We start from the raw sequence: 22,988 nt of genomic DNA, 5'->3' as shown, positions 1-22,988 counted from the left end.
TCAAAGTCCCTGCCCCGGTTTCACGTCCTTCAGTTCCATCGCCTTGGCCGGGTCGCGCATCATCTGGCCGATGATGTCCTGACGCTTGATGTCCTGACGGTGGCGCAGCGTCAGCACGATGGCGCCGATCATCGCCACCAGCAGGATCAGGCCCGCCAGCTGGAACAGAAGGAAATATTGATCATAGATGATGAGGCCCAGAGCCTCGGTATTGTGACGGTCGCTAGGCACAGGCTGCGCAAGTTGCTCAGCTGCACCATGCGCACTTTCCCAGGCACCGAATGCCATGACGAACTGCATCAGGATCACCAGCCCGATCAGCAGCGCCAGCGGCATGTATCGCGCCATCTCAGCCTTTAGTTCGGCAAAATCCACATCCAGCATCATCACCACGAAAAGGAATAGAACCGCCACCGCGCCGACATAGACGATGATCAGCAGCATGGCGACAAATTCCGCCCCTAGCAAAACGAACAGCCCCGCCGAGGAGAGAAACGCCAGGATCAACCACAGGACCGAGTGCACCGGTTGGCGGCTGATCACCGTGAACAGCCCGCCGGTGATGGCGCTGATGGCAAACAGATAGAAGGCAAAGACGGTCATTGATCCTCATCCTCGTTGTCGCCCATGACCTCTTGCGCCAGATCCAGCGCGCGGGTCATGGCCGGGATGCCGGCAAAAACCGACATCTGACCGATCGTTTCCACGATCTCTTGTTTCTTGGCACCCGCTTCCAGCGCATGACGCACGGTCTGGCGCACGGCTGAATCCGCCTGAGCGCCCTGACAGGTCAGCCCGGCCAACGTCAACAGCAGTCGGGTCTTGGCATCCAGCCCGTCCTTGTTGACGGTGTTGCCGAACATCATCTCCATGACCTCTTTTGGCATGGTCGGCCACAGCGCTTCGAACCCTTTGGGCGAGAAGCTTTCCATCGCCGGGTTCATAGCCTTGGCCATGTCCTGAGCCTGCTTCATCATCAGCTCGAACGGATTTGTCGGCGTATCACTCATCTGTAAGGCGCGTCCATTTCCAGATTGCGGGCAATCTCGGCTTCCCAGCGTTCGCCGTTGTCGAGCAGCTTCTCCTTGTCGTAGAACAGCTCCTCGCGGGTCTCAGTTGCGAATTCAAAGTTCGGGCCTTCGACGATTGCATCCACCGGGCAGGCCTCTTGGCAGAAACCGCAGTAGATGCACTTGGTCATGTCAATATCATAACGCGTGGTACGGCGGCTGCCGTCTTCGCGTGGTTCCGCGTCGATGGTGATGGCTTGCGCCGGGCAGATCGCCTCGCATAGTTTGCAGGCGATGCAGCGTTCTTCACCGTTCGGATAACGGCGAAGGGCGTGCTCACCCCGGAAACGCGGAGACAGGGGGCCTTTTTCGTGCGGGTAATTCACCGTGGCCTTGGGGGCGAAGAAGTACTTCATTCCCAGTTTGAAGCCGACCCAGAAATCCTGCAGCAGGAAGTATTTGGCAGCGCGGGTGTAGTCGATTTGAGACATATCTTATGAATCCTCCTCGCAATGGCCAAAAGTATCTTCGAGAATAAACTGAACTTGCTCGCTCACATCTGAAGCATTTGCATCAACTGCCAAAACCCGGCGGCCGGCCTCAATCGCGTGCTTGCACTCGGCATCAGTTTGCGCTGAAAGCAAGGTCTTTACGTTGACATGGTTAGGTAGATTTCCAGCCTCGACGCTCACCTCAACGAATTCAGAAAGCCGTTCTTTGTCATCCGGCGTTATTCGCAGGCACTCTACCAGATCCAATAGTGCCATTGATTTATGGCGCACCGGGTCCGGGATAGGTTTTCGGCTCTTCAAAGCCACCATGTACGCAGCCATGTCTCCGATTTGGATCGCGTTTACTACGGATCCGATTACGTATTTGTCAAAAGCCAGATGCTGCTCTGCAGACACGAGCGGGTATTTTTGGCCCAACTCGTTTGAGAAGGATTCACGAAGACCTTCATCGAATTGGAATACTATTTTGAACTCAGGCGCACAAACTTTGTGAGCAACATCAAGCAAACTCTGAACTTCGCCCGGTTCAGTTTCGGCAGCATAGGCAGGTGCGTTCAAATAAGTGAACATAATGAGCGAGGCAAATATGTGTCGCATTTTCTGCTCCATCAACCCACGCTCCAACGGGCGAACGCGCCCCAGAACCAGTCGAATTTCGCCGCAAAAGACACGAAGACCACCCAGACCAGCGAGAACGGCAGGAACACTTTCCAGCCCAAGCGCATCAGCTGGTCGTAGCGGTAGCGCGGGGTGATCGCCTTGACCATCGCGAAGAGGAAGAAGAAGAATGCCATCTTGGCGACCATCCACAGCACGCCGTCCGGCAGGCCCGGGATCGGTGACAGCCAGCCGCCGAAGAACAGCAGCGACGTCAGCGCGCACATCAGGAAGATGGCGATGTATTCGCCTGCCATGAACAGCAGGAAGGGCGTGGCGGAGTATTCGACCTGATAACCCGCCACCAGTTCCGATTCCGCTTCGGGCAGGTCAAACGGTGGTCGGTTCGTTTCAGCCAGTGCCGAGATGAAGAACAGGAAGACCATCGGGAAATGTGGCAGCCAGTACCAGCTGAACAGGCCCAGATTGCCGTCCTGCGCTCGCACGATCTCGCCAAAATTCATCGATCCGGTCGAGATGATCACGCCGATGATGATCAGGCCGATCGAAACTTCATAAGAGATCATCTGTGCAGCAGAGCGCAGCGAGCCCAGGAACGGGTACTTTGAGTTTGACGCCCACCCGCCCATGATCACGCCATAAACCTCCAGCGAGGACACAGCAAAGACATAGAGGATCGCGACGTTGATATCCGACAGTACCCAACCATCGTTGAACGGGATCACCGCCCAGGCGATCATCGCCAACACGAACGAGGTCAACGGTGCGAGGATAAAGACGGCGCGGTCTGCTCCGGCAGGAATGACCACTTCCTTGACCACGTATTTCAACGCGTCGGCCACCGATTGCAGCAGGCCATAGATCCCCACCACGTTGGGCCCGCGCCGCATCTGAACAGCAGCCCAAATCTTGCGGTCGCCATAGACCAGAAAAAGAAGCGAGATCATCACAAAGGCAACAACAGCAAGCACCTGCGCCAGAATGATGATGGCTATTCCGCCTGGGGTGTTAAAGAAATCAGCCATTTGTCCTCACACCGTAGGTATTCCGTTTCCCGCGCTTCATGCTTTGGCCAAAGACCAGCAAGTCCTGCGGTTGGGTCGGCGCGTTGGTGTAAACAGCATCCGTCGCCGCAACGCCACCCTTATTGTTCGGTTCCATGCGCATTTGACGCACGACGACACCGCCCAAGACGGTATGCGCCATTATCGGAGATATGAAACAGATCTGGTTCATTCTGCCGCGATCTTCTCTGCAATGCGTGCTTTTGCCTGAGCCGACAGTTCAGCCATCAGTTGTGAACCACGCGCAATCGGGTTGGTCAGATAGAAGTCCTTTACCGCATTCCGGAAGCTAGCCTTACCCAAAGCCCCGGCATCAAGCAGCTGCACCTCGTTCTTGATCACTTCGTCGATACGGGCCAGATGCGGAATGGCCTCAACAATAGCCATTCGCAGTTGCGCCAGAGTGTCGTAAGGCAGGGCCGTCCCCAATTCGGCGCTGAGTGCGCGCAGGATCGCCCAGTTTTCCTTTGCCTCGCCCGGCGCAAAACCGGCCCGCATTGCTAGCTGCGGGCGACCCTCGGTGTTCACGAACAGGCCGTTTTCCTCGGTATACGCTGCCCCCGGCAGAATTACATCTGCGCGATGTGCACCGCGGTCGCCATGACTGCCCTGGTAAATGACAAATGCGCCCTCACCGATTTCGACCTCGTCTGCCCCGAGATTATAGATTACATCCGCAGCGCTGACCGCTTCCATGCCGCCCTCGTTGGTGGCATCCACATCCAACGCGCCCACGCGCGAGGCTGCCGTGTGCAGAATTATCAGACCACTTTCCGTGTTGGCGGCAATGGTCTGCGCCGCGGCAAGAACGGCAGCGCCATCCGCCTCTTGCAGCGCGCCCTGCCCAACTATGACCAGCGAGGGCTTGCTCTTGATTTCATCGTCACCCCCCATGTCCAAGACTTTTTGCAGTGCCGCGCGGTCGTCGCCCATATGATGATAGTGGTAGGTCAGATCGACCGCCGGACCCACCAGAGCCACCTCGGCCCCGTGCGCCCAGGCCTTTCGGATGCGGGCGTTCAGAACGGGCGCCTCGTCGCGCGGGTTGGTGCCGATCAGAAGAATTCGTTCGGCGGAGTCAATGTTTTCGATGGCGGCAGTACCGGCATACGCCCCACGGTTTCCGGCAGGCAATCGCGCGCCGTCGGTGCGGCATTCGACAACACCGCCCAGCCCTTCTATCATTTGTTTCAGCGCAAAGGCGGCTTCGACCGGGGCAAGATCGCCCACGATTCCCGCTGCTCTTTCCGCTCCTTTCAAGGCGTCAGCGGCTCTGCCCAATGCCTCCGCCCAACTTGCCGGGCGCAGCTTTCCGTTCTCTCGGACATAAGGCTTATCCAGACGCTGACGGCGCAGACCGTCCCATACAAACCGGGTCTTGTCGGAGATCCATTCCTCGTTCACGCCGTCATGATTGCGCGGCAGAATGCGCATTACTTCGCGCCCCTTGGTGTCGACGCGGATGTTTGAGCCAAGCGCATCCATAACGTCAATGCTTTCGGTTTTCGTCAATTCCCACGGGCGTGCTGTAAACGCATAAGGTTTCGAGGTCAGCGCCCCAACCGGGCACAGGTCGATAATGTTGCCTTGCAGGTTCGAGTCCAGCGTCTGGTTCAAATACGAGGTGATCTCGGCATCCTCACCGCGCCCTGTCTGACCCATCTGAGTGATCCCGGCGACTTCGGTGGTGAAGCGCACGCAGCGTGTGCAACTGATGCAGCGGGTCATTGCAGTCGAAACCAGCGGCCCAAGGTCCAAATCGTCAACCGCTCGCTTTGCTTCCTTGAAGCGGGTACCCGACAGGCCATAGGCCATCGCCTGATCTTGGAGATCACATTCGCCGCCTTGATCGCAAATCGGGCAATCCAGCGGGTGATTGATGAGCATGAACTCCATCACGCCTTCTCGGGCTTTCTTGACCATAGGCGAATTGGTTTTGACGACCGGCGGCTGACCTTCCGGACCAGGGCGCAAATCGCGCACCTGCATGGCGCACGAGGCTGCGGGCTTCGGCGGGCCGCCGACGACCTCAACCAGGCACATACGGCAATTTCCGGCGATCGACAGACGCTCGTGATAGCAGAAACGCGGCACTTCAACTCCGGCCTCTTCACAGGCCTGGATCAGGGTCATCGAGCCATCGACTTCGATTTCCTGCCCGTCAATATTGATCTTGCGGAGGTCAGACATGATCTAATTCGCCCTCAGTAGCGCGCCAATTGCGCTTTTGTTCTTGATTTCCAGCTGGCCGAGCCGACACAGGTCGCCCGGTTTATCATAGTTCAAGCCCAACCCAGCCATGTATTTCCGACCACGCGCCTTCATACGTTCCTTTTCCGCGTCGGAATCCAGAACCGCGCGGATTTCGGAATCGGAATACCCCAAGGCGTTCGCTTCGGCCCGCAAACGCCGGATTTCGCCGATCCCCTTGAAAATGCGCCCGTTGATATCGTCACACGTCTTGCGAATTTCATTGGCGACCACGATGGTGAAGATGCCGTCGGCGATCTGTGGAACTTCGCGCAAAGGGGGCTTAGCTCCGGCCAATGCCGGCACTGAGAAAGACAAGGCAGCGAACGCGACTGTTAGCTTCGACACAACAGATCCTTTCGATTGGGATTTCCCCAAGCGAAACCATGTCCTGACGCTATTCGATAACGTCAGCTCCCGATGGCTAGGATATGCTGAACAGTCGTTCATGGCCTCCGGCATGTCCCCGCGAAAGTCAGCTTGTTGTCCACAATGCGCAGGTTTTGTGGGTCGGTGTCAGGCCCGACTTTCCAAACGATGTCGGACGACCCATAGTTTTCGATGCAATACCGTGTTCCTGCATACCGACCGGCTTCGCGCGCACCGTCTGCAGACTGCGACGCATCAGATACGGTCACTGTGAAATCGGCAAGAGACACCTTTTTGTCCACAGCTTGCGCCTTGGTTGGAAAAAAGTGCCCATCGAACAAAACTCGGTTCGCCTTTTGCTCTCGCGCACACCCAGCAGTGACAGCAGCAATAACCAAAACGCCAGCAACAGAAAGATGCGCCCGGGACCGCGTGCAGATGGGCGACACAGAGTGGTCCGGCCGATCAAAGGCTTCTGCTACGTGATATCGAAAAAACCGGTTCAAAACAGTGCCACCAATGCCATAACAGCCAACACCGCCATGCAAGCCCAGCCAGCCACATAGAAAACCGAACGTACACCACTGTGCGGTTTGCCGATGCCGCGCAGGTGAACCACCAGCATGGCAACTCGGGCCACCAGAACCAGCGAGGCAAACAGGTTCACCCAGAACGGGCTTGCCCCGGCAAGAACGGCCGCGACCGTCACGGCCAGAAAGGCGGGCAGCGTTTCGGTCCCGTTGAGGTATGCGCGGTTCAGACGATAGGCCTTGTCCGCATAATCCTGCTCAGGCGTGGCGCCTGGAGCCAACCCCTTGCCAGCCTTAGCCAACGCCGAGAACGGCGACAATGCCAGAACAATCAGGGTGAAGATCACCAGCGAGGCAATCGCGTGCGAATATGCTTCAAAGACTTCCATCTGCCTTACTCCGCCGCCATGGCGCCCATACGACCTGTTTTCTGGGCCTTGATGCGTTCTTCAACCTCTTCGCGGAAATTCTTGATCAGGCCCTGGATTGGCCAAGCGGCCGCATCGCCAAGCGCGCAAATGGTGTGCCCTTCGACCTGTTTGGTCACATCCCACAGCATGTCGATTTCTTCCAGCTCGGCCTCACCCTTCACCAGACGATCCATGACGCGCATCATCCAGCCAGTGCCTTCACGACAAGGCGTGCACTGGCCACAGCTTTCGTGCTTGTAGAATTTCGACAGCCGCCAGATCGCTTTGATGATGTCCGTGGATTTGTCCATCACGATCACCGCAGCCGTGCCCAGACCAGAGCCCAACTCACCCCGCAGATAGTCGAAATCCATGATGGCGTCGCGCATGTTTTCTCCGCGCACGCAAGGAACCGAGGACCCGCCCGGAATCACGGCCAGCAGATTGTCCCAGCCGCCGCGAATGCCGCCGCAATGGGTTTCGATCAGTTCCTCGAAAGAAATCGACATCGCGTCTTCGACGACGCAGGGGTTGTTTACATGGCCCGAGATCGCAAACAATTTGGTGCCTGCGTTGTTCTGGCGACCAAAGCCTGCGAACCAGTCCGCGCCCCGCCGCAGAATGGTCGGGACCACGGCGATGGATTCCACGTTGTTCACAGTGGTCGGGCAGCCGTACAGTCCCGCACCCGCCGGAAACGGAGGCTTCATGCGCGGCATGCCCTTCTTGCCCTCAAGGCTTTCGATCAGCGCAGTTTCCTCTCCGCAGATATAGGCGCCTGCCCCATGGTGAAGGAACAAGTCGAAATCCCACCCCGATCCAGCAGCGTTTTTGCCCAAAAGACCGGCGTCGTAAGCTTCGTCAATCGCGGCCTGAAGCGCCTCGCGCTCACGGATGTACTCGCCCCGAATGTAAATATAACACGTATGCGCATTCATCGCGAACGATGCGATCAGGCAACCCTCGATCAGCGTGTGGGGATCATGGCGCATAATCTCGCGGTCTTTGCAGGTGCCCGGCTCGGATTCATCCGCGTTCACTACCAGATAGGCGGGGCGACCGTCGCTTTCCTTGGGCATGAATGACCATTTCAAACCGGTCGGAAATCCCGCACCACCGCGACCACGCAATCCTGAGTCTTTCATCGTCTGAATGATCCAGTCACGCCCCTTGTCGATCAGGCCAGCGGTGCCGTCCCAATGCCCCCGGGCCTGCGCACCTTTGAGCGTGCGGTCGTGCATCCCGTAGATGTTGGTAAAGATCCGGTCCTGATCCTTCAGCATCGCTAGTTTACCCTTCGCTGTCCTGGCGCATGCGCCAGAGTTGAAAAATGTTGATCACCGCATAGATGAGACCGGCAAGCGCCGCGAAATCGAAAAGCAACGCATAGCGAGCTTCCAATTTCAATGCGGGACCGATGAACAGCGACAGCGCAAGCCATGCCAGCATGGTCACCGCAATGACCAGTCCGATGTGGCGACCCTTTCGGGCAATGGCGAGTTCCTTGTCCGTGTCCATCTCGTCCGGCTCATCCCGACGCCCCCTGGAGGGAACGCCACTCATTCTCGTTTTTTCGGGCTACTCCTCGTAGATCCCGTTTTTCTTGGCGCGCTTGGCGAAATCGGTTTCCTCACCCGTCGCCAGCTTAGCTGCCTGTTCGATCCAACCATCGCGCTCGATCCGGCCCTTGAACTTGAGCCGAGCATCGACCCAGGCCACTTGTTCCGGTGTCCAGGCAGCAATCTGGTCATAGTGATAGAAGCCCAGTTCGTTGAGCGTCTGCTCCAGTTTCGGCCCCACGCCTTTCAGCAGCTTCAAGTCATCAGCCTTGCCACCCCGAGCCTCTTTCAGGATTTCAGGTTCGTCTTCCTTGACTTCGGTTACTTTGGGTTCGGCCGCCTGTTTGACTGCCGGTTTCGGTGCGGCTGGGGTCTTGGGCGGCTTGGGCGCAGCCTTGGCTCCGGCAGCCTTGCCATCTTTGCCCAGCCAAGGTGTCAGCAGTGGTACTTCAGTGCCGTCGATACGTTTGACGGTGTCCCCGATATCGCTCGCCAACTGAACGCTCGCGTTGTACTGGGTTTTGCCGCTGTCATAATCGGTCAGACTGGTCAGACCTTTGAGCGGCTCAGCCGCATAGCGACCATTCTGCGGGCCCGGCGTCGGAACTTTCCCCGCCACCAGATCATCAAGGATCCTGCCAAAGCTCTCAACGGTCAGGTCTTCGTAGTAATCCTTGCCGATCTGCGCCATCGGCGCGTTGGTGCACGAGCCGAGGCATTCCACCTCTTCCCAGCTCAGCTTGCCATCGGCGGACAGCATGTGTGGCTTGGCCGCGATCTTCTCCTTGCAGACAGCGATCAGATCCTCGGCCCCGCAGATCATGCAGGACGTCGTGCCGCAGACCTGAATATGCGCAACCGATCCAACCGGTTGCAGTTGGAACATGAAGTAGAACGAGGCCACCTCGAGCACACGGATATAGGCCATGTCCAGCATGTCGGCGACGGATTCAATCGCCGCACGGCTCAGCCAGCCCTCCTGCTCTTGCGCGCGCCACAGCAGCGGAATGACCGCGCTGGCCTGACGGCCTTCGGGGTATTTGGTGATCTGCGCTTCGGCCCATTGCTGGTTGGCAGCGGTGAAGGCAAAGCTCTCAGGTTGTTCGGGGTGCAGACGGCGGAGCATTAGCGGTCAATCTCTCCAAATACGACGTCCATGGTGCCGATGATGGCGGCGACGTCGGCCAGTTGGTGGCCTTTGGCTACGTGGTCCATGGCTTGCAGGTGCAGGAAGCCCGGCGCGCGAAGTTTGGCGCGGTAGGGTTTGTTGGTTCCGTCGGCGACCAGATAGACACCGAACTCACCCTTGGGGGCCTCAACGGCAGCATAGACCTGACCGGAAGGAACGTGGAAGCCTTCGGTGTACAGTTTGAAGTGATGAATCAGACTTTCCATCGAGGTCTTCATGTCCGAGCGCTTCGGCGGGGTGATTTTGCCACGCGCCAAAACGTCACCGGGGCAGTCGCGGATTTTGGCAATGGCCTGACGGATGATCAGCAGCGATTGGCGCATCTCTTCCATGCGGACGAGATAGCGGTCATAGCAGTCGCCGTTTTTGCCAACGGGGATCTGGAATTCGAACTCGTCATAGCATTCATAAGGTTGCGCGCGGCGCAGGTCCCATGCCAGACCCGATCCACGCACCATCACGCCCGAGAAGCCGTATTTCTGAATATCATCCTCGGTCACCACGCCGATATCGGCGTTGCGCTGTTTGAAGATGCGGTTTTCGGTCAGCAGCCCGTCAATGTCATCTAGGACATTGGGGAATTCGTGGCTCCACGCCTCGATATCGTCCAGCAGTTCCGGCGGCAGGTCCTGATGTACACCACCCGGACGGAAATAAGCGGCGTGCAGGCGGGCGCCGCAGGCACGCTCATAGAACACCATCAGCTTTTCGCGCTCTTCGAAGCCCCAGAGCGGCGGCGTCAGCGCACCCACGTCCATCGCTTGCGTTGTCACGTTCAGCAGGTGGTTCAAGATGCGCCCGATCTCGGAATACAGAACCCGGATCAGAGAGCCACGTCGCGGCACCTCGACACCGGTCAGCTTTTCGATGGCCAAACACCAGGCATGTTCCTGGTTCATTGGTGCCACGTAATCCAGACGGTCAAAATACGGCAGGTTCTGCAGATACGTCCGGCTTTCCATCAGCTTTTCGGTGCCACGGTGCAGCAGGCCGATATGCGGATCACAGCGCTCAACGATCTCGCCATCCAACTCAAGCACCAGACGCAAAACTCCGTGCGCCGCAGGATGTTGCGGGCCAAAGTTGATGTTGAAGTTGCGGATCTTCTGTTCTCCGCTCAGCGCGTCCGTGCTGCCGTCATCGTATCTTGAGCCGTCCATCAACGCCCTCGTCTGTTCTTTTTCGCATCAGCCCGTACGCGGACTTTTTTCGTCTCGACAGCCTTAACCGCAGCGCCCGCCAGCAGGACCCCAAGCACACCCAGTGCGATCAGTTCCCCCAACATCATCAGCATCTCAACGGCGCTCCAGTTCTTGCAACTTCAGGCCCATCCACCACAAAAGCGCAATCGTACCGAAGGGGATCAGGCAAGCCAGGCACCAATATTTGTTGATCCCGAAGAACGGTAACAGCTTGACCATCGGAATGATCGTCAGCGCGGAAAGGATCAGCCACCAGATGCCACCCATCACTTGCTCTCCTGTTTCTCGTCCCCCGGCAGAACATAATTGGCACCCTCCCAGGGGCTCATGAAATCGAACTGCCGGTATTCCTGCACAAGGTCTACAGGTTCATAGACGACGCGTTTTTGCGCCTCATCATAGCGGACCTCTGTGTAACCTGTGGTCGGGAAGTCTTTGCGCAGAGGGTAGCCGCGGAATCCATAGTCGGTGAGAATGCGACGCAGATCGGGATGGCCGGAAAACAGGATTCCGAACATGTCGAAGACTTCCCGTTCGAACCAGTTGGCCGAAGGGTGCACATCCACGATCGAAGGCACCATGTCATCCTCGCGGACCGACACCTTCAAACGGATGCGCTGATTCTGGTACATCGACAGAAAGTGATAGACCACGTCGAACCGCTTGCCGCGATCGGGGTAATCAACGCCTGCGATGTCCACCAGGCTGGAAAACCTGCAATTGGGGTCGGACTTCAGGAAATCGATAAAATCGACCAGATTGGAAGGGGCAACATCCACATTGAGTTCGCCAAAGCTCACATCCCAGCCCAGAACACAATCAGGGCGTTTGAGTTCGATATGGGTCCCGAGTTCGTTCAATGTTTCGCTCATCGTACAATCGTCCCCGTGCGGCGAATCTTGCGTTGCAGTTGGAGCAGACCGTAAAGCAGCGCCTCGGCAGTCGGCGGGCAACCGGGAACGTAGATGTCAACCGGAACAACCCGATCACAACCGCGCACCACCGAATAGGAATAGTGGTAATAGCCGCCACCATTGGCACAGGACCCCATCGAGACCACATAGCGTGGCTCGGGCATCTGGTCATAAACTTTGCGCAACGCCGGGGCCATCTTGTTGGTCAGAGTTCCGGCCACGATCATCACATCCGACTGGCGTGGGGACGCGCGTGGCGCGATGCCGAACCGCTCGGCATCGTAACGCGGCATCGACGTATGCATCATTTCCACAGCACAGCAGGCCAGGCCAAAGGTCATCCAATGCAGACTACCCGTACGCGCCCAGTTGATAATATCCTCGGTCGAGGTCAGCAAGAAGCCCTTGTCCTGCAATTCCGCGTTCAGGGCCCGGGTCGCGACTTCCTTGTCGACATCAGCTGTGTTCGCCCCTGTCATTATTCCCATTCCAGGGCCCCCTTCTTCCATTCATAGGCAAAGCCGATGGTCAGTACCGCCAAAAACACCATCATCGACCAGAACCCGACGTCGCTGATGTCTTTAAAGCTCACGGCCCACGGAAACAGCATTGCGATTTCAAGATCGAAGATGATGAAAAGGATCGACACCAGATAAAAGCGGACGTCGAATTTCATCCTCGCATCGTCGAATGCGTTGAAACCGCATTCATAGGCACTTACCTTTTCGGGGTCGGGGTTGCGGACAGCCAGAACGACAGCCGCGAGAATCAGGACGATTCCAAGGCCGACAGCGACGGCCAGAAAAACCAGGATCGGGAGGTATTCCCGCAACAGCTCTTCCACGAATGGCTCCTTTCCTGCACGTCCACCTTTGAACGTGCCGTCAATTTGCGAGTTGACTGGACATTCTCTACCCCTGCCGGGTCAGAGGGTCAACCAAGCGCGAACGCGACAGGCAGGTTAAATCGCCGCGTTAGGCACCGGGTTTATCGAATGTTTTCGCAAATACCGGTTTGCACGCAATAGAAGTGAAACCTACGTGATCCATGCAGGTTTTCTTTTGTCGAAGAACGCCGCGATTCCCTCCTTCGCTTCTTCGGTTTCCCACCTGTCCACCAAAGCCTGAATCGTCCGGTTGATCACATCTTCGTCGATCCGTGGTCCCAGTTGTCGAGCGAGCCGCTTGGCAGATGCAACGGCGCCAGGTGCACAGGCAAGGTATGGGGTCACCTCTCTTTCAACCGCTTCGGACAGTTTATCTCCCCGTACTGCCTTTGCCAGCAGCCCCAATTCAACAGCTTCATTGGCATCGAAAAGACGAGCCGACATGAACACCCGTCTCGCCCTCGCCTCTCCCATTCGGGCGATAACATAGGGACCGATGGTTGCCGGGATCAGCCCCAAACGCGTCTCGGTCAGGCCCATTTTCAGAATATCAACACCAATCGCGATATCACAAACCGCAGCCATTCCCACGCCGCCACCAAAGGCGTTTCCCTGCAAGGCTCCGATCACCGGCTTGGGCAATGTATTTATCGCCTGCAGCATCTCGGCCAGCTTCCGCGCCTCGACAAAGCGGGACTTTGGATCAGCCGCCATCTGGTCCTGCATCCAGCCCAGATCGCCACCGGCGCAGAATGTCTTGCCGGCCCCGGTCAGGATCACGACCCGAACAGCCTCGTCCGCCGCCAATTGCCTTGCGGCAGCCGTCAACTCGGCCAGCATCTTCGCAGACATCGCGTTATGCTTTTCTGCCCGATCCAGTGTCAGCGTCGCAACACCACGCGCATCTGTTTCCAGCGAGATCGTTTCAAACATGCTGTTTCCTCACCCTGCTCTCATCGCGCGAGCTATGCCTGCAGCCCGCTCCAATACCGAGGCATCCAGACCCGTTTCGTATCCCAGCCGTTTAAGGTGCGCGTCAACCGCTTCGGTCGCCACGTTCCCGGCGGCGCCGGGCGCATAGGGACAGCCGCCCAACCCTCCGACGGCGGCATCAAAAACCCTTACGCCTAAAGACAAGGACGCATCAATATTGTCGATCGCCCGACCTGCGGTGTCATGATAGTGTCCGGCAAGGCGCGTAACCGGTACCCTTTCCCGCACGGCCAGCAGCATCCTGGCGATTTTGTCCGGAGTGGCCCGGCCAATCGTATCGCCCAGTGAAATCTCGTAGCAGCCTCGCGAAAACAGTATATCAGCCACTTCGGCGACCTTCTCCGGCGCCGTCGGCCCGTCATAAGGGCAATCGGTCACACAAGACACATAACCGCGCACCGGCATGTCAATGTGGCGTGCAGCATCCAGAATGGGTACGAACCGCTCGATGCTTTCCTCGATCGTAGCGTTGATATTGGCCCTGGAGAACCCTTCCGACGCCGACGCGAACACGGCGACTTCGTCGGCTCCCGCCGCCAGAGCATCTTCATAGCCCCGCATATTTGGTGTCAGCGCGGCATACCGAATGCCGTTCCGCCTTGTGATGCCCGCGAGAACCTCGGCCGAACCCGCCATCTGCGGCACCCATTTGGGCGACACGAAGCTTGCAACTTCAATGCGGTTGAACCCGGCCTGGCTCAGGCAATCAACCAGCGCTACCTTATCTGTTACCGGAATTTCACGCTTCTCGTTCTGAAGCCCATCCCTCGGACCGACTTCGAATATTTCCACACGCTCCGCCATGGGCGAGCCTCCTGCTTCTTTCTGGTCACAAATTCCCAGTCCAACTGCCAAACAGGCGCGGGAACTCAGTCGGCATCGTCCTTGAGCCGGACAAGCGCCGCACCAGCTTCCACCTGATCGCCTGCGCTGGCAAGCACTTCAGCGACCACTCCATCCCGGGCGGCCAAAAGCGAATGCTCCATCTTCATCGCCTCCAGAATGGCCAGACGATCCCCTTCATTCACAGCTTGACCGGCCTTGGCAAACACGGCCTTTACCAGCCCCGGCATGGGAGCTTCTATAACATTGGTATCGCCGCTGACAGACGCATCCCGATCCAGCGGATCAATTATTTCGAAAGCCAAACCGTAGCAGTCAAACACGGTGACAACTTTTCCCGCGGTCGAGGTGTCGGGCATCGCACGCCCTCCAATTTGCCAGCGCCCATTGCGACGCTCTGCCAGCACCTGATCTTCCCCGACCTGCCATAGCTGCCGAACCGGCCCCAGAACCTGTACATCCAACGCGCGCGGCTCGTTCTGCCAGGATATCTCGACTGCGCGGTGCAAAGGTGCCCAAATCGAAAAACCAGTATGCGCCTCAGTTTCAACCAACCCCAATGCAGTCATCGCCGCCGCCACCTTGTGCCGAGGTTCGGCAATAGGCTCTTGAACTAACGCCTCCAGATCGCGACCGATCAGGCCAGTATCGACATCACCCGCTGCAAACCCCGTATGCCGGGTCAGAGCTCCGAGAAACGCCAGATTGGTTACGGTCCCGCCCACCTGCGTGCCGCTCAACGCCCGGTCCAACTTTGCCAAAGCCACTTCTCGGGTCGGACCGTGAACGATAACCTTCGAAATCATCGGATCGTACCAGGGGCTGATCGTGTCACCCGCCCGCACGCCACTGTCGGCGCGGCATTCGTCGGGGAAACGCAAGTGGGTCAATGTTCCCGTTGCGGGAAGAAAGCCCTTTGGCACATCTTCGGCATAGAGCCTTGCCTCGAAAGCATGGCCGGTAATGATCAGTTCGTCCTGTCGTTTCGGCAGGTTCTCTCCGGCGGCCACGCGCAATTGCCATTCCACCAGATCGACGCCGGTAATGGCTTCGGTCACCGGGTGCTCTACCTGCAGACGGGTGTTCATCTCCATGAACCAGAACCGGTCAGGCCGCAGACCGTCCGAGGCATCGACGATGAACTCGACGGTTCCGGCCCCCTTGTATCCTATCGCCTCGGCGGCACGCACGCCTGCCTGCCCCATCGCTTCACGCATTTCGGAGGTCATTCCGGGTGCCGGGGCCTCTTCGATCACCTTCTGGTGTCGCCGCTGCAGCGAGCAGTCACGTTCGAACAGATGCACCGCATGGGTACCGTCGCCAAACACCTGCACTTCGATATGGCGGGGCTTGGCGACGAATTTCTCGACTAACACGGCGTCATTGCCAAAGGCGGTCTTGGCCTCACCCCGCGCGCTGTCGAGCGCCGCTGCGAAATCCTGCGGGCGCTCGACCAGGCGCATCCCCTTGCCGCCGCCGCCCGCGACCGCCTTGATCAGCACCGGATAGCCGATGGTATCGGCGGCGCCCGCCAGATGTTCGGGATCCTGGTTGTCGCCGTGATAGCCGGGTACCACGGGCACGCCCGCCTCGTGCATCAGCGCCTTGGCGGCATCCTTGAGGCCCATCGCACGGATCGCGCTGGCCGAGGGACCGATAAAGGTCAGCCCCGCCGCCTCGACCGCATCCACGAATCCGGGGTTCTCGGACAGGAACCCATAACCGGGATGGATCGCCTGCGCACCGGTTTCTAAAGCGGCAGCGATGATCACGTCGCCCTTGAGGTAACTGTCGGCGGGCGCCGGGCCGCCGATATGCACCGCCTCGTCCGCCATCGCCACATGTTTGGCGCCGGCATCGGCATCGGAATACACCGCAACGCAGGACACACCCATTTTCTGAGCGGTTTCCATCACCCGACAGGCAATCTCGCCCCGGTTGGCAATTAGGATTTTATTGAACATTACTGTGGCCTCTCGCTGAAATGCCCAAAGGCATTCAGTATTGGAATCGTGCCCTCTTTTAGAGGTCGACATGGGTCGTTGGACTGCGCCGTGTTACAGATCTGCCCGTAGTTTTCGCTGATGCTAACAAAAGTGCTTGCGGAGCAACCAATCGCGAACTGCGCGCGTTCAATACCGTTGTATCGCAAGCTGTAATCGGAGTAAGCCCCGGCTCCGCACACCCCTCTGGGAGAAGGCACTTTTAGGCTGACACGTATTATTTCAATTTTCTGTGCCTTTCCAAGTTCGCACGTTAGCACCGGGACTTCTTCTTTCGGACTATCCCAACCCTTTGCCATCGGAACATAGAAACCATCTCTTGTGGCAGGCATCTGATTGTTAGCGTCAAAATAAATTGTATATGCAGCGAAGTGCCGAGCCTTCTCATCGCAATTCCAACCCAGTGCCGGCCACCACTGAGCCGCGAGCACGCCGTGGTTCCAACAAATCACCAAGAAAGCAATGAAACTCGCCCTTGGCATCCTAGCCCTCACATCCTGAACACGCCGAAACGTGTCTCTTCAATCGGGGCGTTCAGCGCGGCGCTCAGCGACAAGGCCAACACATCGCGGCTTTTGCGCGGGTCGATGATGCCGTCATCCCACAGACGGGCCGAAGCATAGAGCGGGTGCGATTGTTCTTCGAACATCTCCAGCGTCGGGCGCTTGAACTCGGCCTCTTCCTCGGCCGACCAGGTGCCCCCCGAACGTTCAATGCCATCCCGCTTGACGGTCGCCAGAACGCCCGCCGCCTGTTCGCCACCCATCACCGATATTCGGGAACTGGGCCATGTCCACAGGAACCGCGGCTGATAGGCCCGGCCCGCCATGCCATAGTTGCCCGCCCCGAAGGAACCGCCGACAAGCATGGTGATCTTGGGCACGTTCGTCGTCGCCACAGCCGTCACCATTTTGGCTCCGTGACGGGCAATGCCCTCGTTTTCGTATTTGCGACCCACCATGAAGCCGGTAATGTTCTGCAGGAAGACCAGCGGGATCTTGCGCTGGCTGCAGAGTTCCACGAAATGCGCGGCCTTTTGCGCCGCCTCGCTGAAGATCACGCCGTTGTTGGCGATAATTCCGATTGGGCAGCCCTTGAGATGGGCAAATCCACACACGATGGTCTCGCCAAAGCGCGGCTTGAACTCGTCGAAACGTGAGCCGTCGACCAACCGCGCAATTACCTCGCGGATGTCATATGGCGTCTTCAGGTCCGCGGGAACCACGCCAAGGATTTCCTCGGGGTCAAAGGCAGGCTCTTCGGGGCTGGCCCAATCCACCGTCAGCGGCTTGCGACGGTTCAGTGATTGCACCGCGCGTCGCGCCAAAGCCAGAGCATGTGCGTCATCCTCTGCCAGGTAATCGGCCACGCCCGAAAGGCGCGTATGCACGTCTCCGCCACCGAGGTCTTCGGCGCTCACCACCTCACCCGTCGCCGCTTTCACCAGCGGTGGCCCCGCAAGAAAGATGGTGCCCTGTTCCTTGACGATGATCGTCACGTCCGACATCGCTGGCACATAAGCGCCGCCAGCCGTACATGACCCCATCACCACGGCGATCTGAGGGATACCCTTCGCGCTCATCCGGGCCTGATTGTAGAAGATACGGCCAAAGTGGTCGCGGTCCGGGAACACCTCATCCTGATTGGGCAGGTTCGCGCCGCCACTGTCGACCAGATAGATGCAGGGCAGATGGTTTTCCTCGGCAATCTCCTGCGCCCGCAGGTGTTTCTTGACCGTCATCGGATAGTAGGTGCCGCCCTTCACGGTGGCGTCGTTGCAGACTACCATGACCTCTTGCCCGTGCACGCGGCCAATACCTGCAACAACACCAGCACTCGGGGCCGCGCCATCATACATCCCATGCGCCGCCGTAGCTCCGATTTCCAGGAACGGAGACCCCGGATCAAGCAGGTTCGCCACCCGCCTGCGCGGCAACATCTTGCCGCGGCTTTCATGGCGGGCACGGGATTTCTCGCCGCCGCCCATGCGCGCGGCCTCCGCCGCCTCGCTGATCTGCGCAAGAGCCGCCAGATGCGCCTCGCGGTTTCGCTTGAAGCCGTCCGAGGAGGGCATCGCCTTGGATGTGAGTTTCATTTTGCGCCTCCATCAGCCTTGATTTCAAACTTGAACTTTTGTCGTTGAACCTTGTGCCCGGTCTTGAAGCCTCTGGGAACTTCTACTGCCTCACACCCATCACCTGCACAATTTTCTCTTCGAATTCGACAAACTGCGTCCATAAAAAGAGCGGAAGCAAAAAGTCTTTCTTTGTCGCCGTGCGGGTCCAAAACTTCAGTGCAAAAAGCAATTGATAGTCCCTGAGATCTTCTTTCAAACCAATCCACCCAGTTAATTCCTGACAAAACCTCATTTACAGGCAAATACTGTTCATCATCGTTCTTTAGCTCCAACCGAATTCCGTCACCAAAAGAGGTCGGCTTACCATGCTTGTACGCGCTAATGGCGCCTCGCTCAGAAAGCAGCTCCGCTTCTTCTTGAACCAAGCAAACCAAATCCAATGTTTCGGTTTCCTTGAGATGGGAATGATTGCCGAAAGCTCTGTACGAAACCCATTCGTCAAAGGACAAACAACGATCCCCGACCTTAGCCTCATATCCAACTGGCACTCGTCCGTTCGAAATTTCGCGAACCGGTTTTAGCAGAGTGTCACCACGCATTACTGAAGCTACCCTTGCAAAAGGGTTTTTCATTGGTTGAGCAAACAGCAGAAGCAAGAGAGTTTCCGATGAAAAATATCGCAGAGCTCGCAAAGTGTAGGATGCGTAACTCTCGTAGTTTTCTCTAGATCTTTGTAAACGTTCTAGCAGGGGGTGATCTTCCAGGACTTGGCCACTCTCCTGATCAACCAATCGCAGTGCTGATGGTTTAGCAGCATGTACACAGTCCGCCATTGTCCAAAAATAAAATGGATCAAAGGTGCGATAAAAATTTACGTCAACTGAGTCGATCATAGCAAGGAGCGTTTCACCTGAGGGTTTATGGTTGGACCTCATATGCTTCCCTCCCCCGCCGCCCGCGCCTTCAATTCCTTCCGAATGACCTTCCCCGTCACCGTCATCGGCAACTCGTCCAAAAACGCCACCTCGCGCGGATAGGAATACTGCGCCAGACGGTCCTTCACCCAATCCTGCAACTCCTGGCATGAGGCCTCGATCCCAGGCTTCAATACCACGTAGGCCTTTACGATCTCAGTCCGCAGGTGGTCGGGTTTGCCGACCACCCCCACCGTCGCCACTGCCGGGTGGGTCAGCAGGCAATCCTCGATCTCGGCTGGGCCGATGCGATATCCGGCTGAGGTGATCACATCATCATCGCGACCCACGAAGCGCAGATAGTCGCCCTCCCACACGCCACGATCACCGGTGATCAGCCAATCCCCGCGGAACTTCTCAGCGGTCGCGTCGGGCCGGTTCCAGTATTCCAGCAGCATCGAGGCCGAGCCGCGCCGGATGGCCACGTCGCCCTCTTCGCCGGTCGGGTTGCCGTCCTCATCGACAACTGCAATCTCATGCCCCGGCACCGGTTTACCGATACAGCCCGGGCGCACAGGGAAATCTTCGGCGCAGGATGATACGACCATGTTGCATTCAGTCTGGCCGTAAAATTCGTTGATCGTCAGACCAAATGCCTTCTGCCCCCATGCCAGCATTTCGGCCCCCAGCGGTTCACCCCCGGACGCGACCGAGCGCAGACCGAGGATTGCCTGATCCGCCGCCTTGAGCATTCGCAGCGCCGTTGGAGGGAAAAAGACGTTCCGCACTCCGCCGCGCGCGATGATGTCAGCGCAGGCATCGGGGGTGAATTTCTCAAGCCGCGCGGCAACGACGGGAATGCCCAGCGCAAGACCCGGCATCAGCACATCGAAGAGCCCCCCGATCCACGCCCAATCGGCGGGGGTCCACAGGCAGTCGCCGTAGCGCAGATGATTGTGGCTGATCGAGACACCTGGCAAATGCCCGGTCAGAACCCGATGGCCATGCAGCGCGCCCTTGGGGCTGCCGGTGGTGCCCGAGGTATAGATCAGCACCGCCGGATCCTCGGGGCCGGTATCGGCAAAGGGCACTGGCCCGCCATCCTCGCCGGTTTCATCGACCATAAACGGGGTGGCCAGATCGCCGAGCAACGCTGCCCCTTCGGCGTCGGTCAGCACGATCCTCGCCCCGGCATCCCCCACGCGGGTGCACAGCGCATCCCTTTTGAACAGTTTGAACAGTGGTACCGAGATCGCGCCAATCTTCCAGATCGCGAGATGGGCCGCCGCACACCATGGGGACTGACTGAGCAGCACGCCGACCCGGTCACCCGGCGCAACCTCGTGCAGAAGGCGGCGGGACAGGCGTTCGACCATCTGGCGCAGGTCGGCAAAAGAGATTTCGACCCGTTCTGAGCCGGTCAGGTCGATGATCGCGGTCTGATCATCGGCGCCTTGCAGACATTGCCGCGCCATGTTGAGACGAGGTGGAATATCCCATCCACCTCCTAGATGCATACCCGGTATGCGCATCACGAAACGACCTCCGGCCGATGCTTGTTCATACCCTTGTTTGCAAGGGGCGTAGCCAACGCAAACACTTCACGGTTGCCTCGCAAACGCCTCCACCACAGATGAATTTGATTCAAATCAGAGAACTTCGCAGAACACATGCGGAAAACGGCATTAACGCGCGAAATCAAACGGTTTCTAAAGGAGTCACCATGAAACGCACAGCCGCCGTACTGGCATTGACCACGGCACTGACCGCCCTCGCCGCTCCCGTTTTCGCCCAATCGCGTGGCGACTGGACAGTGGGTGTCGGTTTCGGCTACCTGGACCCCAAATCCGACAACGGATCGCTTGCTGGCTTCAGTGCGTCGATCGATGATGACACGCGCCCGATCTTTACTGTCGAGTATTTCATCCGCGACAACCTGGGGATCGAGTTGCTGGCAGCCACCCCCTTCGAGCACGATGTTACCCTCGGTGGAAGCGTGGACGCGGGCAGCGTCAAGCACCTGCCGCCAACCCTGTCGCTGAACTACCACTTCCCGACCAACAGCGCCTGGAAGCCCTATGTCGGCGCAGGCCTGAACTATACCGTGTTCTTTGATGAACAATCGCCGTTGGGCGACCTCAAGGCCGACGATTCCTTTGGCGTTTCTCTGCAGGCTGGCCTTGACTATCAGATCAGCGACACCGGTGCTGTCCGCCTGAACGTGCGTTGGTTCGATATCGACACTGACGTAACCTTGGACGGCGCCGGTATCGGCACTGCCGAAGTCGATCCGTGGCTGATTGGACTCACCTACGTTCATCGTTTCTGATCCTTGCACCGCAATGCCCCGTCACCTCAACCGTGGCGGGGCGATCCGTTTTCAGAGCATAGTATTCATCAACTCGCGCCCGATCAGCATCCGGCGAATTTCGCTGGTACCTGCGCCGATCTCCATCAATTTGGCGTCGCGGAAAATACGGCTGACGGCTGCATCCGAAAGGAACCCGGCCCCACCCATCGCCTGTACGGCCTGATGCGCCTGAACCATTCCCTGTTCAGAAGCATAGAGACAGCAGGCCGCCGCATCCTGCCGGGTCACGTCACCGCGGTCGCAGGCCTTGGCCACCTCATAAACATAGGCACGCGACGAATTCATCGCCGTGTACATATCCGCAATCTTGCCCTGCATCAGCTGGAACGTGCCAATAGGTTTGCCGAACTGCTTGCGCTCGGCCAGATACGGCATGACCTCATCTAGGCAGGCCGCCATGATACCCAGCCCGATACCCGCCAGCACAACCCGTTCATAGTCGAGACCAGACATCAGGACGGCAACTCCCTTACCCTCCTCGCCCAGCACGTTTTCGAACGGCACTTCGGCGTCCTCAAAGATCAGTTCAGCGGTATTCGAGCCACGCATTCCAAGTTTGTCGAAATGGTTAGAGGTCGAGAACCCCTTCATCTCCTTCTCGATCAGAAAGGCAGTAATCCCTTTCGATCCCGCCTCGGGATCGGTCTTGGCATAGACGACCAAGGTATCCGCATCCGGACCGTTGGTGATCCAATACTTGTTGCCGTTCAGGCGATAATGATCGTTCCGCTTTTCGGCACGCAACTTCATCGACACCACGTCAGACCCTGCCGAAGGTTCGGACATCGCCAGAGCGCCCACATGTTCTCCCGAGACCAAGCGCGGCAGGTACTTGCGTTTCTGCTCCTCGGTACCGTTCAGCTTGATTTGGTTCACGCACAAATTCGAGTGAGCGCCGTACGACAGGGATACCGAGGCCGAGGCCCGCGCGATCTCTTCAACGGCGACTGTGTGAGCCAGATACGACATTCCCGAACCGCCGTACTCCTCGGGCACGGTGATGCCCAGCAGGCCAAGCTCACCCATCTCCTTCCAAAGATCGTTGGGAAATTCATTGGTCTTGTCGATATCTGCGGCCATCGGCTTGACCCGTTCCTGGGCCCAGCGATGCACCATATCACGCAGGGCGTTCACATCTTCGCCCAGATCGAATTGCATGGTCGCGGTGAACATCTGCGCTCTCCTCTCGCAATTATTGAACACTTGTTCAATAATGAGATAACAGCGAATCTCTTTTCGGTCAACGATTGTGTTTCCCCGCGACCCCACGTCGA

Annotated in this window: 26 protein-coding genes; 1 reads left to right on the top strand and 25 read right to left on the bottom strand. The window is 58.0% G+C overall.

Annotated features, from left to right (window positions below; all coding sequences use genetic code 11):
* From AC2FMY_RS16800 to AC2FMY_RS16685, 24 genes are all read right to left on the bottom strand, one after another.
* Positions 1-603: an NADH-quinone oxidoreductase subunit J gene (locus AC2FMY_RS16800; protein WP_496747869.1), complete on the bottom strand. Its 603-nt coding sequence runs from the start codon at positions 601-603 to the stop codon at positions 1-3.
* Positions 600-1,010: a carboxymuconolactone decarboxylase family protein gene (locus tag AC2FMY_RS16795; protein ID WP_170325667.1), complete on the bottom strand. Its 411-nt coding sequence runs from the start codon at positions 1,008-1,010 to the stop codon at positions 600-602. The genes AC2FMY_RS16800 and AC2FMY_RS16795 overlap by 4 nt, the downstream gene beginning before the upstream one ends.
* Positions 1,007-1,501, bottom strand: a complete 495-nt coding sequence (gene nuoI, locus AC2FMY_RS16790) for an NADH-quinone oxidoreductase subunit NuoI (protein WP_496747870.1) — start codon at positions 1,499-1,501, stop codon at positions 1,007-1,009. Before nuoI ends, AC2FMY_RS16795 begins: the two co-directional genes overlap by 4 nt.
* 3 nt (positions 1,502-1,504) lie before the next feature.
* Positions 1,505-2,131, bottom strand: coding sequence for a hypothetical protein (locus tag AC2FMY_RS16785; protein WP_496807748.1), 627 nt, complete (start codon positions 2,129-2,131; stop codon positions 1,505-1,507).
* Positions 2,131-3,165: an NADH-quinone oxidoreductase subunit NuoH gene (gene nuoH / locus AC2FMY_RS16780; RefSeq protein ID WP_496747874.1), complete on the bottom strand. Its 1,035-nt coding sequence runs from the start codon at positions 3,163-3,165 to the stop codon at positions 2,131-2,133. The genes AC2FMY_RS16785 and nuoH overlap by 1 nt, the downstream gene beginning before the upstream one ends.
* Entirely contained in the window at positions 3,158-3,376 is a 219-nt protein-coding gene (locus AC2FMY_RS16775; protein ID WP_496807747.1) for a hypothetical protein, read from the bottom strand. Before AC2FMY_RS16775 ends, nuoH begins: the two co-directional genes overlap by 8 nt.
* Positions 3,373-5,394, bottom strand: a complete 2,022-nt coding sequence (nuoG, locus tag AC2FMY_RS16770; RefSeq protein WP_496807746.1) for an NADH-quinone oxidoreductase subunit NuoG — start codon at positions 5,392-5,394, stop codon at positions 3,373-3,375. The genes AC2FMY_RS16775 and nuoG overlap by 4 nt, the downstream gene beginning before the upstream one ends.
* A 3-nt stretch (positions 5,395-5,397) precedes the next feature.
* Positions 5,398-5,802: a DUF5333 domain-containing protein gene (locus AC2FMY_RS16765; RefSeq protein WP_480749293.1), complete on the bottom strand. Its 405-nt coding sequence runs from the start codon at positions 5,800-5,802 to the stop codon at positions 5,398-5,400.
* 523 nt (positions 5,803-6,325) lie between these two features.
* Positions 6,326-6,742: an MAPEG family protein gene (locus tag AC2FMY_RS16760; RefSeq protein WP_496748557.1), complete on the bottom strand. Its 417-nt coding sequence runs from the start codon at positions 6,740-6,742 to the stop codon at positions 6,326-6,328.
* A gap of 5 nt (positions 6,743-6,747) precedes the next feature.
* On the bottom strand, positions 6,748-8,046 hold the full coding sequence (gene nuoF / locus AC2FMY_RS16755) for an NADH-quinone oxidoreductase subunit NuoF (protein ID WP_496748558.1): 1,299 nt from the start codon (positions 8,044-8,046) through the stop codon (positions 6,748-6,750).
* A 7-nt stretch (positions 8,047-8,053) separates the two neighbouring features.
* Positions 8,054-8,281, bottom strand: coding sequence for a DUF5337 domain-containing protein (locus AC2FMY_RS16750; RefSeq protein ID WP_496748563.1), 228 nt, complete (start codon positions 8,279-8,281; stop codon positions 8,054-8,056).
* A gap of 60 nt (positions 8,282-8,341) precedes the next feature.
* A complete protein-coding gene (gene nuoE / locus AC2FMY_RS16745; protein WP_496748559.1) occupies positions 8,342-9,448 on the bottom strand; it encodes an NADH-quinone oxidoreductase subunit NuoE in 1,107 nt (368 codons plus the stop codon).
* The gene (locus AC2FMY_RS16740; RefSeq protein ID WP_496748560.1) at positions 9,448-10,671 is read right to left on the bottom strand and encodes an NADH-quinone oxidoreductase subunit D; all 1,224 of its coding nucleotides are present in this window, start codon (positions 10,669-10,671) and stop codon (positions 9,448-9,450) included. Before AC2FMY_RS16740 ends, nuoE begins: the two co-directional genes overlap by 1 nt.
* Positions 10,671-10,805, bottom strand: a complete 135-nt coding sequence (locus AC2FMY_RS16735; RefSeq protein ID WP_496807745.1) for a hypothetical protein — start codon at positions 10,803-10,805, stop codon at positions 10,671-10,673. The genes AC2FMY_RS16740 and AC2FMY_RS16735 overlap by 1 nt, the downstream gene beginning before the upstream one ends.
* A gap of 1 nt (position 10,806) precedes the next feature.
* A complete protein-coding gene (locus AC2FMY_RS16730; protein ID WP_480749287.1) occupies positions 10,807-10,980 on the bottom strand; it encodes a hypothetical protein in 174 nt (57 codons plus the stop codon).
* The gene (locus AC2FMY_RS16725; RefSeq protein ID WP_496748561.1) at positions 10,980-11,585 is read right to left on the bottom strand and encodes an NADH-quinone oxidoreductase subunit C; all 606 of its coding nucleotides are present in this window, start codon (positions 11,583-11,585) and stop codon (positions 10,980-10,982) included. Before AC2FMY_RS16725 ends, AC2FMY_RS16730 begins: the two co-directional genes overlap by 1 nt.
* Positions 11,582-12,115, bottom strand: coding sequence for a NuoB/complex I 20 kDa subunit family protein (locus AC2FMY_RS16720; protein WP_480749285.1), 534 nt, complete (start codon positions 12,113-12,115; stop codon positions 11,582-11,584). Before AC2FMY_RS16720 ends, AC2FMY_RS16725 begins: the two co-directional genes overlap by 4 nt.
* A complete protein-coding gene (locus AC2FMY_RS16715; protein WP_480749284.1) occupies positions 12,106-12,471 on the bottom strand; it encodes an NADH-quinone oxidoreductase subunit A in 366 nt (121 codons plus the stop codon). The genes AC2FMY_RS16720 and AC2FMY_RS16715 overlap by 10 nt, the downstream gene beginning before the upstream one ends.
* A 192-nt stretch (positions 12,472-12,663) precedes the next feature.
* Positions 12,664-13,446 (bottom strand): crotonase/enoyl-CoA hydratase family protein, encoded by a 783-nt coding sequence (locus AC2FMY_RS16710; protein ID WP_496807744.1) that lies wholly within the window; start codon positions 13,444-13,446, stop codon positions 12,664-12,666.
* Positions 13,447-13,455: 9 nt separating this feature from the next.
* Positions 13,456-14,310, bottom strand: a complete 855-nt coding sequence (locus AC2FMY_RS16705) for a hydroxymethylglutaryl-CoA lyase (protein ID WP_496748425.1) — start codon at positions 14,308-14,310, stop codon at positions 13,456-13,458.
* Positions 14,311-14,375: 65 nt separating this feature from the next.
* Positions 14,376-16,313, bottom strand: coding sequence for an acetyl/propionyl/methylcrotonyl-CoA carboxylase subunit alpha (locus tag AC2FMY_RS16700; protein ID WP_496748426.1), 1,938 nt, complete (start codon positions 16,311-16,313; stop codon positions 14,376-14,378).
* A 529-nt stretch (positions 16,314-16,842) separates the two neighbouring features.
* Positions 16,843-18,447, bottom strand: a complete 1,605-nt coding sequence (locus AC2FMY_RS16695) for a carboxyl transferase domain-containing protein (protein ID WP_496748427.1) — start codon at positions 18,445-18,447, stop codon at positions 16,843-16,845.
* Positions 18,444-19,364 carry a hypothetical protein gene (locus AC2FMY_RS16690; protein ID WP_496807743.1) on the bottom strand — a complete coding sequence of 307 codons (921 nt, stop codon included), beginning with the start codon at positions 19,362-19,364 and terminating at the stop codon, positions 18,444-18,446. Before AC2FMY_RS16690 ends, AC2FMY_RS16695 begins: the two co-directional genes overlap by 4 nt.
* A complete protein-coding gene (locus AC2FMY_RS16685) occupies positions 19,361-20,875 on the bottom strand; it encodes an AMP-binding protein (protein WP_496748431.1) in 1,515 nt (504 codons plus the stop codon). The genes AC2FMY_RS16690 and AC2FMY_RS16685 overlap by 4 nt, the downstream gene beginning before the upstream one ends.
* A 191-nt stretch (positions 20,876-21,066) precedes the next feature.
* On the opposite strand from AC2FMY_RS16685, the gene AC2FMY_RS16680 reads away from it, so the two are divergent.
* Positions 21,067-21,672 carry an OmpW/AlkL family protein gene (locus AC2FMY_RS16680; RefSeq protein ID WP_480749277.1) on the top strand — a complete coding sequence of 202 codons (606 nt, stop codon included), beginning with the start codon at positions 21,067-21,069 and terminating at the stop codon, positions 21,670-21,672.
* 51 nt (positions 21,673-21,723) lie between these two features.
* On the opposite strand, the gene AC2FMY_RS16675 is transcribed toward AC2FMY_RS16680, so the two are convergent.
* A complete protein-coding gene (locus AC2FMY_RS16675; RefSeq protein WP_496748430.1) occupies positions 21,724-22,887 on the bottom strand; it encodes an isovaleryl-CoA dehydrogenase in 1,164 nt (387 codons plus the stop codon).
* Positions 22,888-22,988 lie beyond the last annotated feature (101 nt).

The organism is Ruegeria sp. YKSE079 (genome assembly GCF_059612845.1).
This window is presented reverse-complemented; position numbering and strand designations above follow the sequence as displayed.

Bases quoted from the DNA above. Each gene is read 5' to 3' on its own strand.
- AC2FMY_RS16800 (WP_496747869.1), bottom strand. From the start codon at position 603: ATGACCGTCTTTGCCTTCTATCTGTTTGCCATCAGCGCCATCACCGGC.
- AC2FMY_RS16795 (WP_170325667.1), bottom strand. From the start codon at position 1,010: ATGAGTGATACGCCGACAAATCCGTTCGAGCTGATGATGAAGCAGGCT.
- nuoI (WP_496747870.1), bottom strand. From the start codon at position 1,501: ATGTCTCAAATCGACTACACCCGCGCTGCCAAATACTTCCTGCTGCAG.
- AC2FMY_RS16785 (WP_496807748.1), bottom strand. From the start codon at position 2,131: ATGGAGCAGAAAATGCGACACATATTTGCCTCGCTCATTATGTTCACT.
- nuoH (WP_496747874.1), bottom strand. From the start codon at position 3,165: ATGGCTGATTTCTTTAACACCCCAGGCGGAATAGCCATCATCATTCTG.
- AC2FMY_RS16775 (WP_496807747.1), bottom strand. From the start codon at position 3,376: ATGAACCAGATCTGTTTCATATCTCCGATAATGGCGCATACCGTCTTG.
- nuoG (WP_496807746.1), bottom strand. From the start codon at position 5,394: ATGTCTGACCTCCGCAAGATCAATATTGACGGGCAGGAAATCGAAGTC.
- AC2FMY_RS16760 (WP_496748557.1), bottom strand. From the start codon at position 6,742: ATGGAAGTCTTTGAAGCATATTCGCACGCGATTGCCTCGCTGGTGATC.
- nuoF (WP_496748558.1), bottom strand. From the start codon at position 8,046: ATGCTGAAGGATCAGGACCGGATCTTTACCAACATCTACGGGATGCAC.
- AC2FMY_RS16750 (WP_496748563.1), bottom strand. From the start codon at position 8,281: ATGGACACGGACAAGGAACTCGCCATTGCCCGAAAGGGTCGCCACATC.
- nuoE (WP_496748559.1), bottom strand. From the start codon at position 9,448: ATGCTCCGCCGTCTGCACCCCGAACAACCTGAGAGCTTTGCCTTCACC.
- AC2FMY_RS16740 (WP_496748560.1), bottom strand. From the start codon at position 10,671: ATGGACGGCTCAAGATACGATGACGGCAGCACGGACGCGCTGAGCGGA.
- AC2FMY_RS16735 (WP_496807745.1), bottom strand. From the start codon at position 10,805: ATGCTGATGATGTTGGGGGAACTGATCGCACTGGGTGTGCTTGGGGTC.
- AC2FMY_RS16730 (WP_480749287.1), bottom strand. From the start codon at position 10,980: ATGGGTGGCATCTGGTGGCTGATCCTTTCCGCGCTGACGATCATTCCG.
- AC2FMY_RS16725 (WP_496748561.1), bottom strand. From the start codon at position 11,585: ATGAGCGAAACATTGAACGAACTCGGGACCCATATCGAACTCAAACGC.
- AC2FMY_RS16720 (WP_480749285.1), bottom strand. From the start codon at position 12,115: ATGGGAATAATGACAGGGGCGAACACAGCTGATGTCGACAAGGAAGTC.
- AC2FMY_RS16710 (WP_496807744.1), bottom strand. From the start codon at position 13,446: ATGTTTGAAACGATCTCGCTGGAAACAGATGCGCGTGGTGTTGCGACG.
- AC2FMY_RS16705 (WP_496748425.1), bottom strand. From the start codon at position 14,310: ATGGCGGAGCGTGTGGAAATATTCGAAGTCGGTCCGAGGGATGGGCTT.
- AC2FMY_RS16700 (WP_496748426.1), bottom strand. From the start codon at position 16,313: ATGTTCAATAAAATCCTAATTGCCAACCGGGGCGAGATTGCCTGTCGG.
- AC2FMY_RS16695 (WP_496748427.1), bottom strand. From the start codon at position 18,447: ATGAAACTCACATCCAAGGCGATGCCCTCCTCGGACGGCTTCAAGCGA.
- AC2FMY_RS16690 (WP_496807743.1), bottom strand. From the start codon at position 19,364: ATGAGGTCCAACCATAAACCCTCAGGTGAAACGCTCCTTGCTATGATC.
- AC2FMY_RS16685 (WP_496748431.1), bottom strand. From the start codon at position 20,875: ATGCGCATACCGGGTATGCATCTAGGAGGTGGATGGGATATTCCACCT.
- AC2FMY_RS16680 (WP_480749277.1), top strand. From the start codon at position 21,067: ATGAAACGCACAGCCGCCGTACTGGCATTGACCACGGCACTGACCGCC.
- AC2FMY_RS16675 (WP_496748430.1), bottom strand. From the start codon at position 22,887: ATGTTCACCGCGACCATGCAATTCGATCTGGGCGAAGATGTGAACGCC.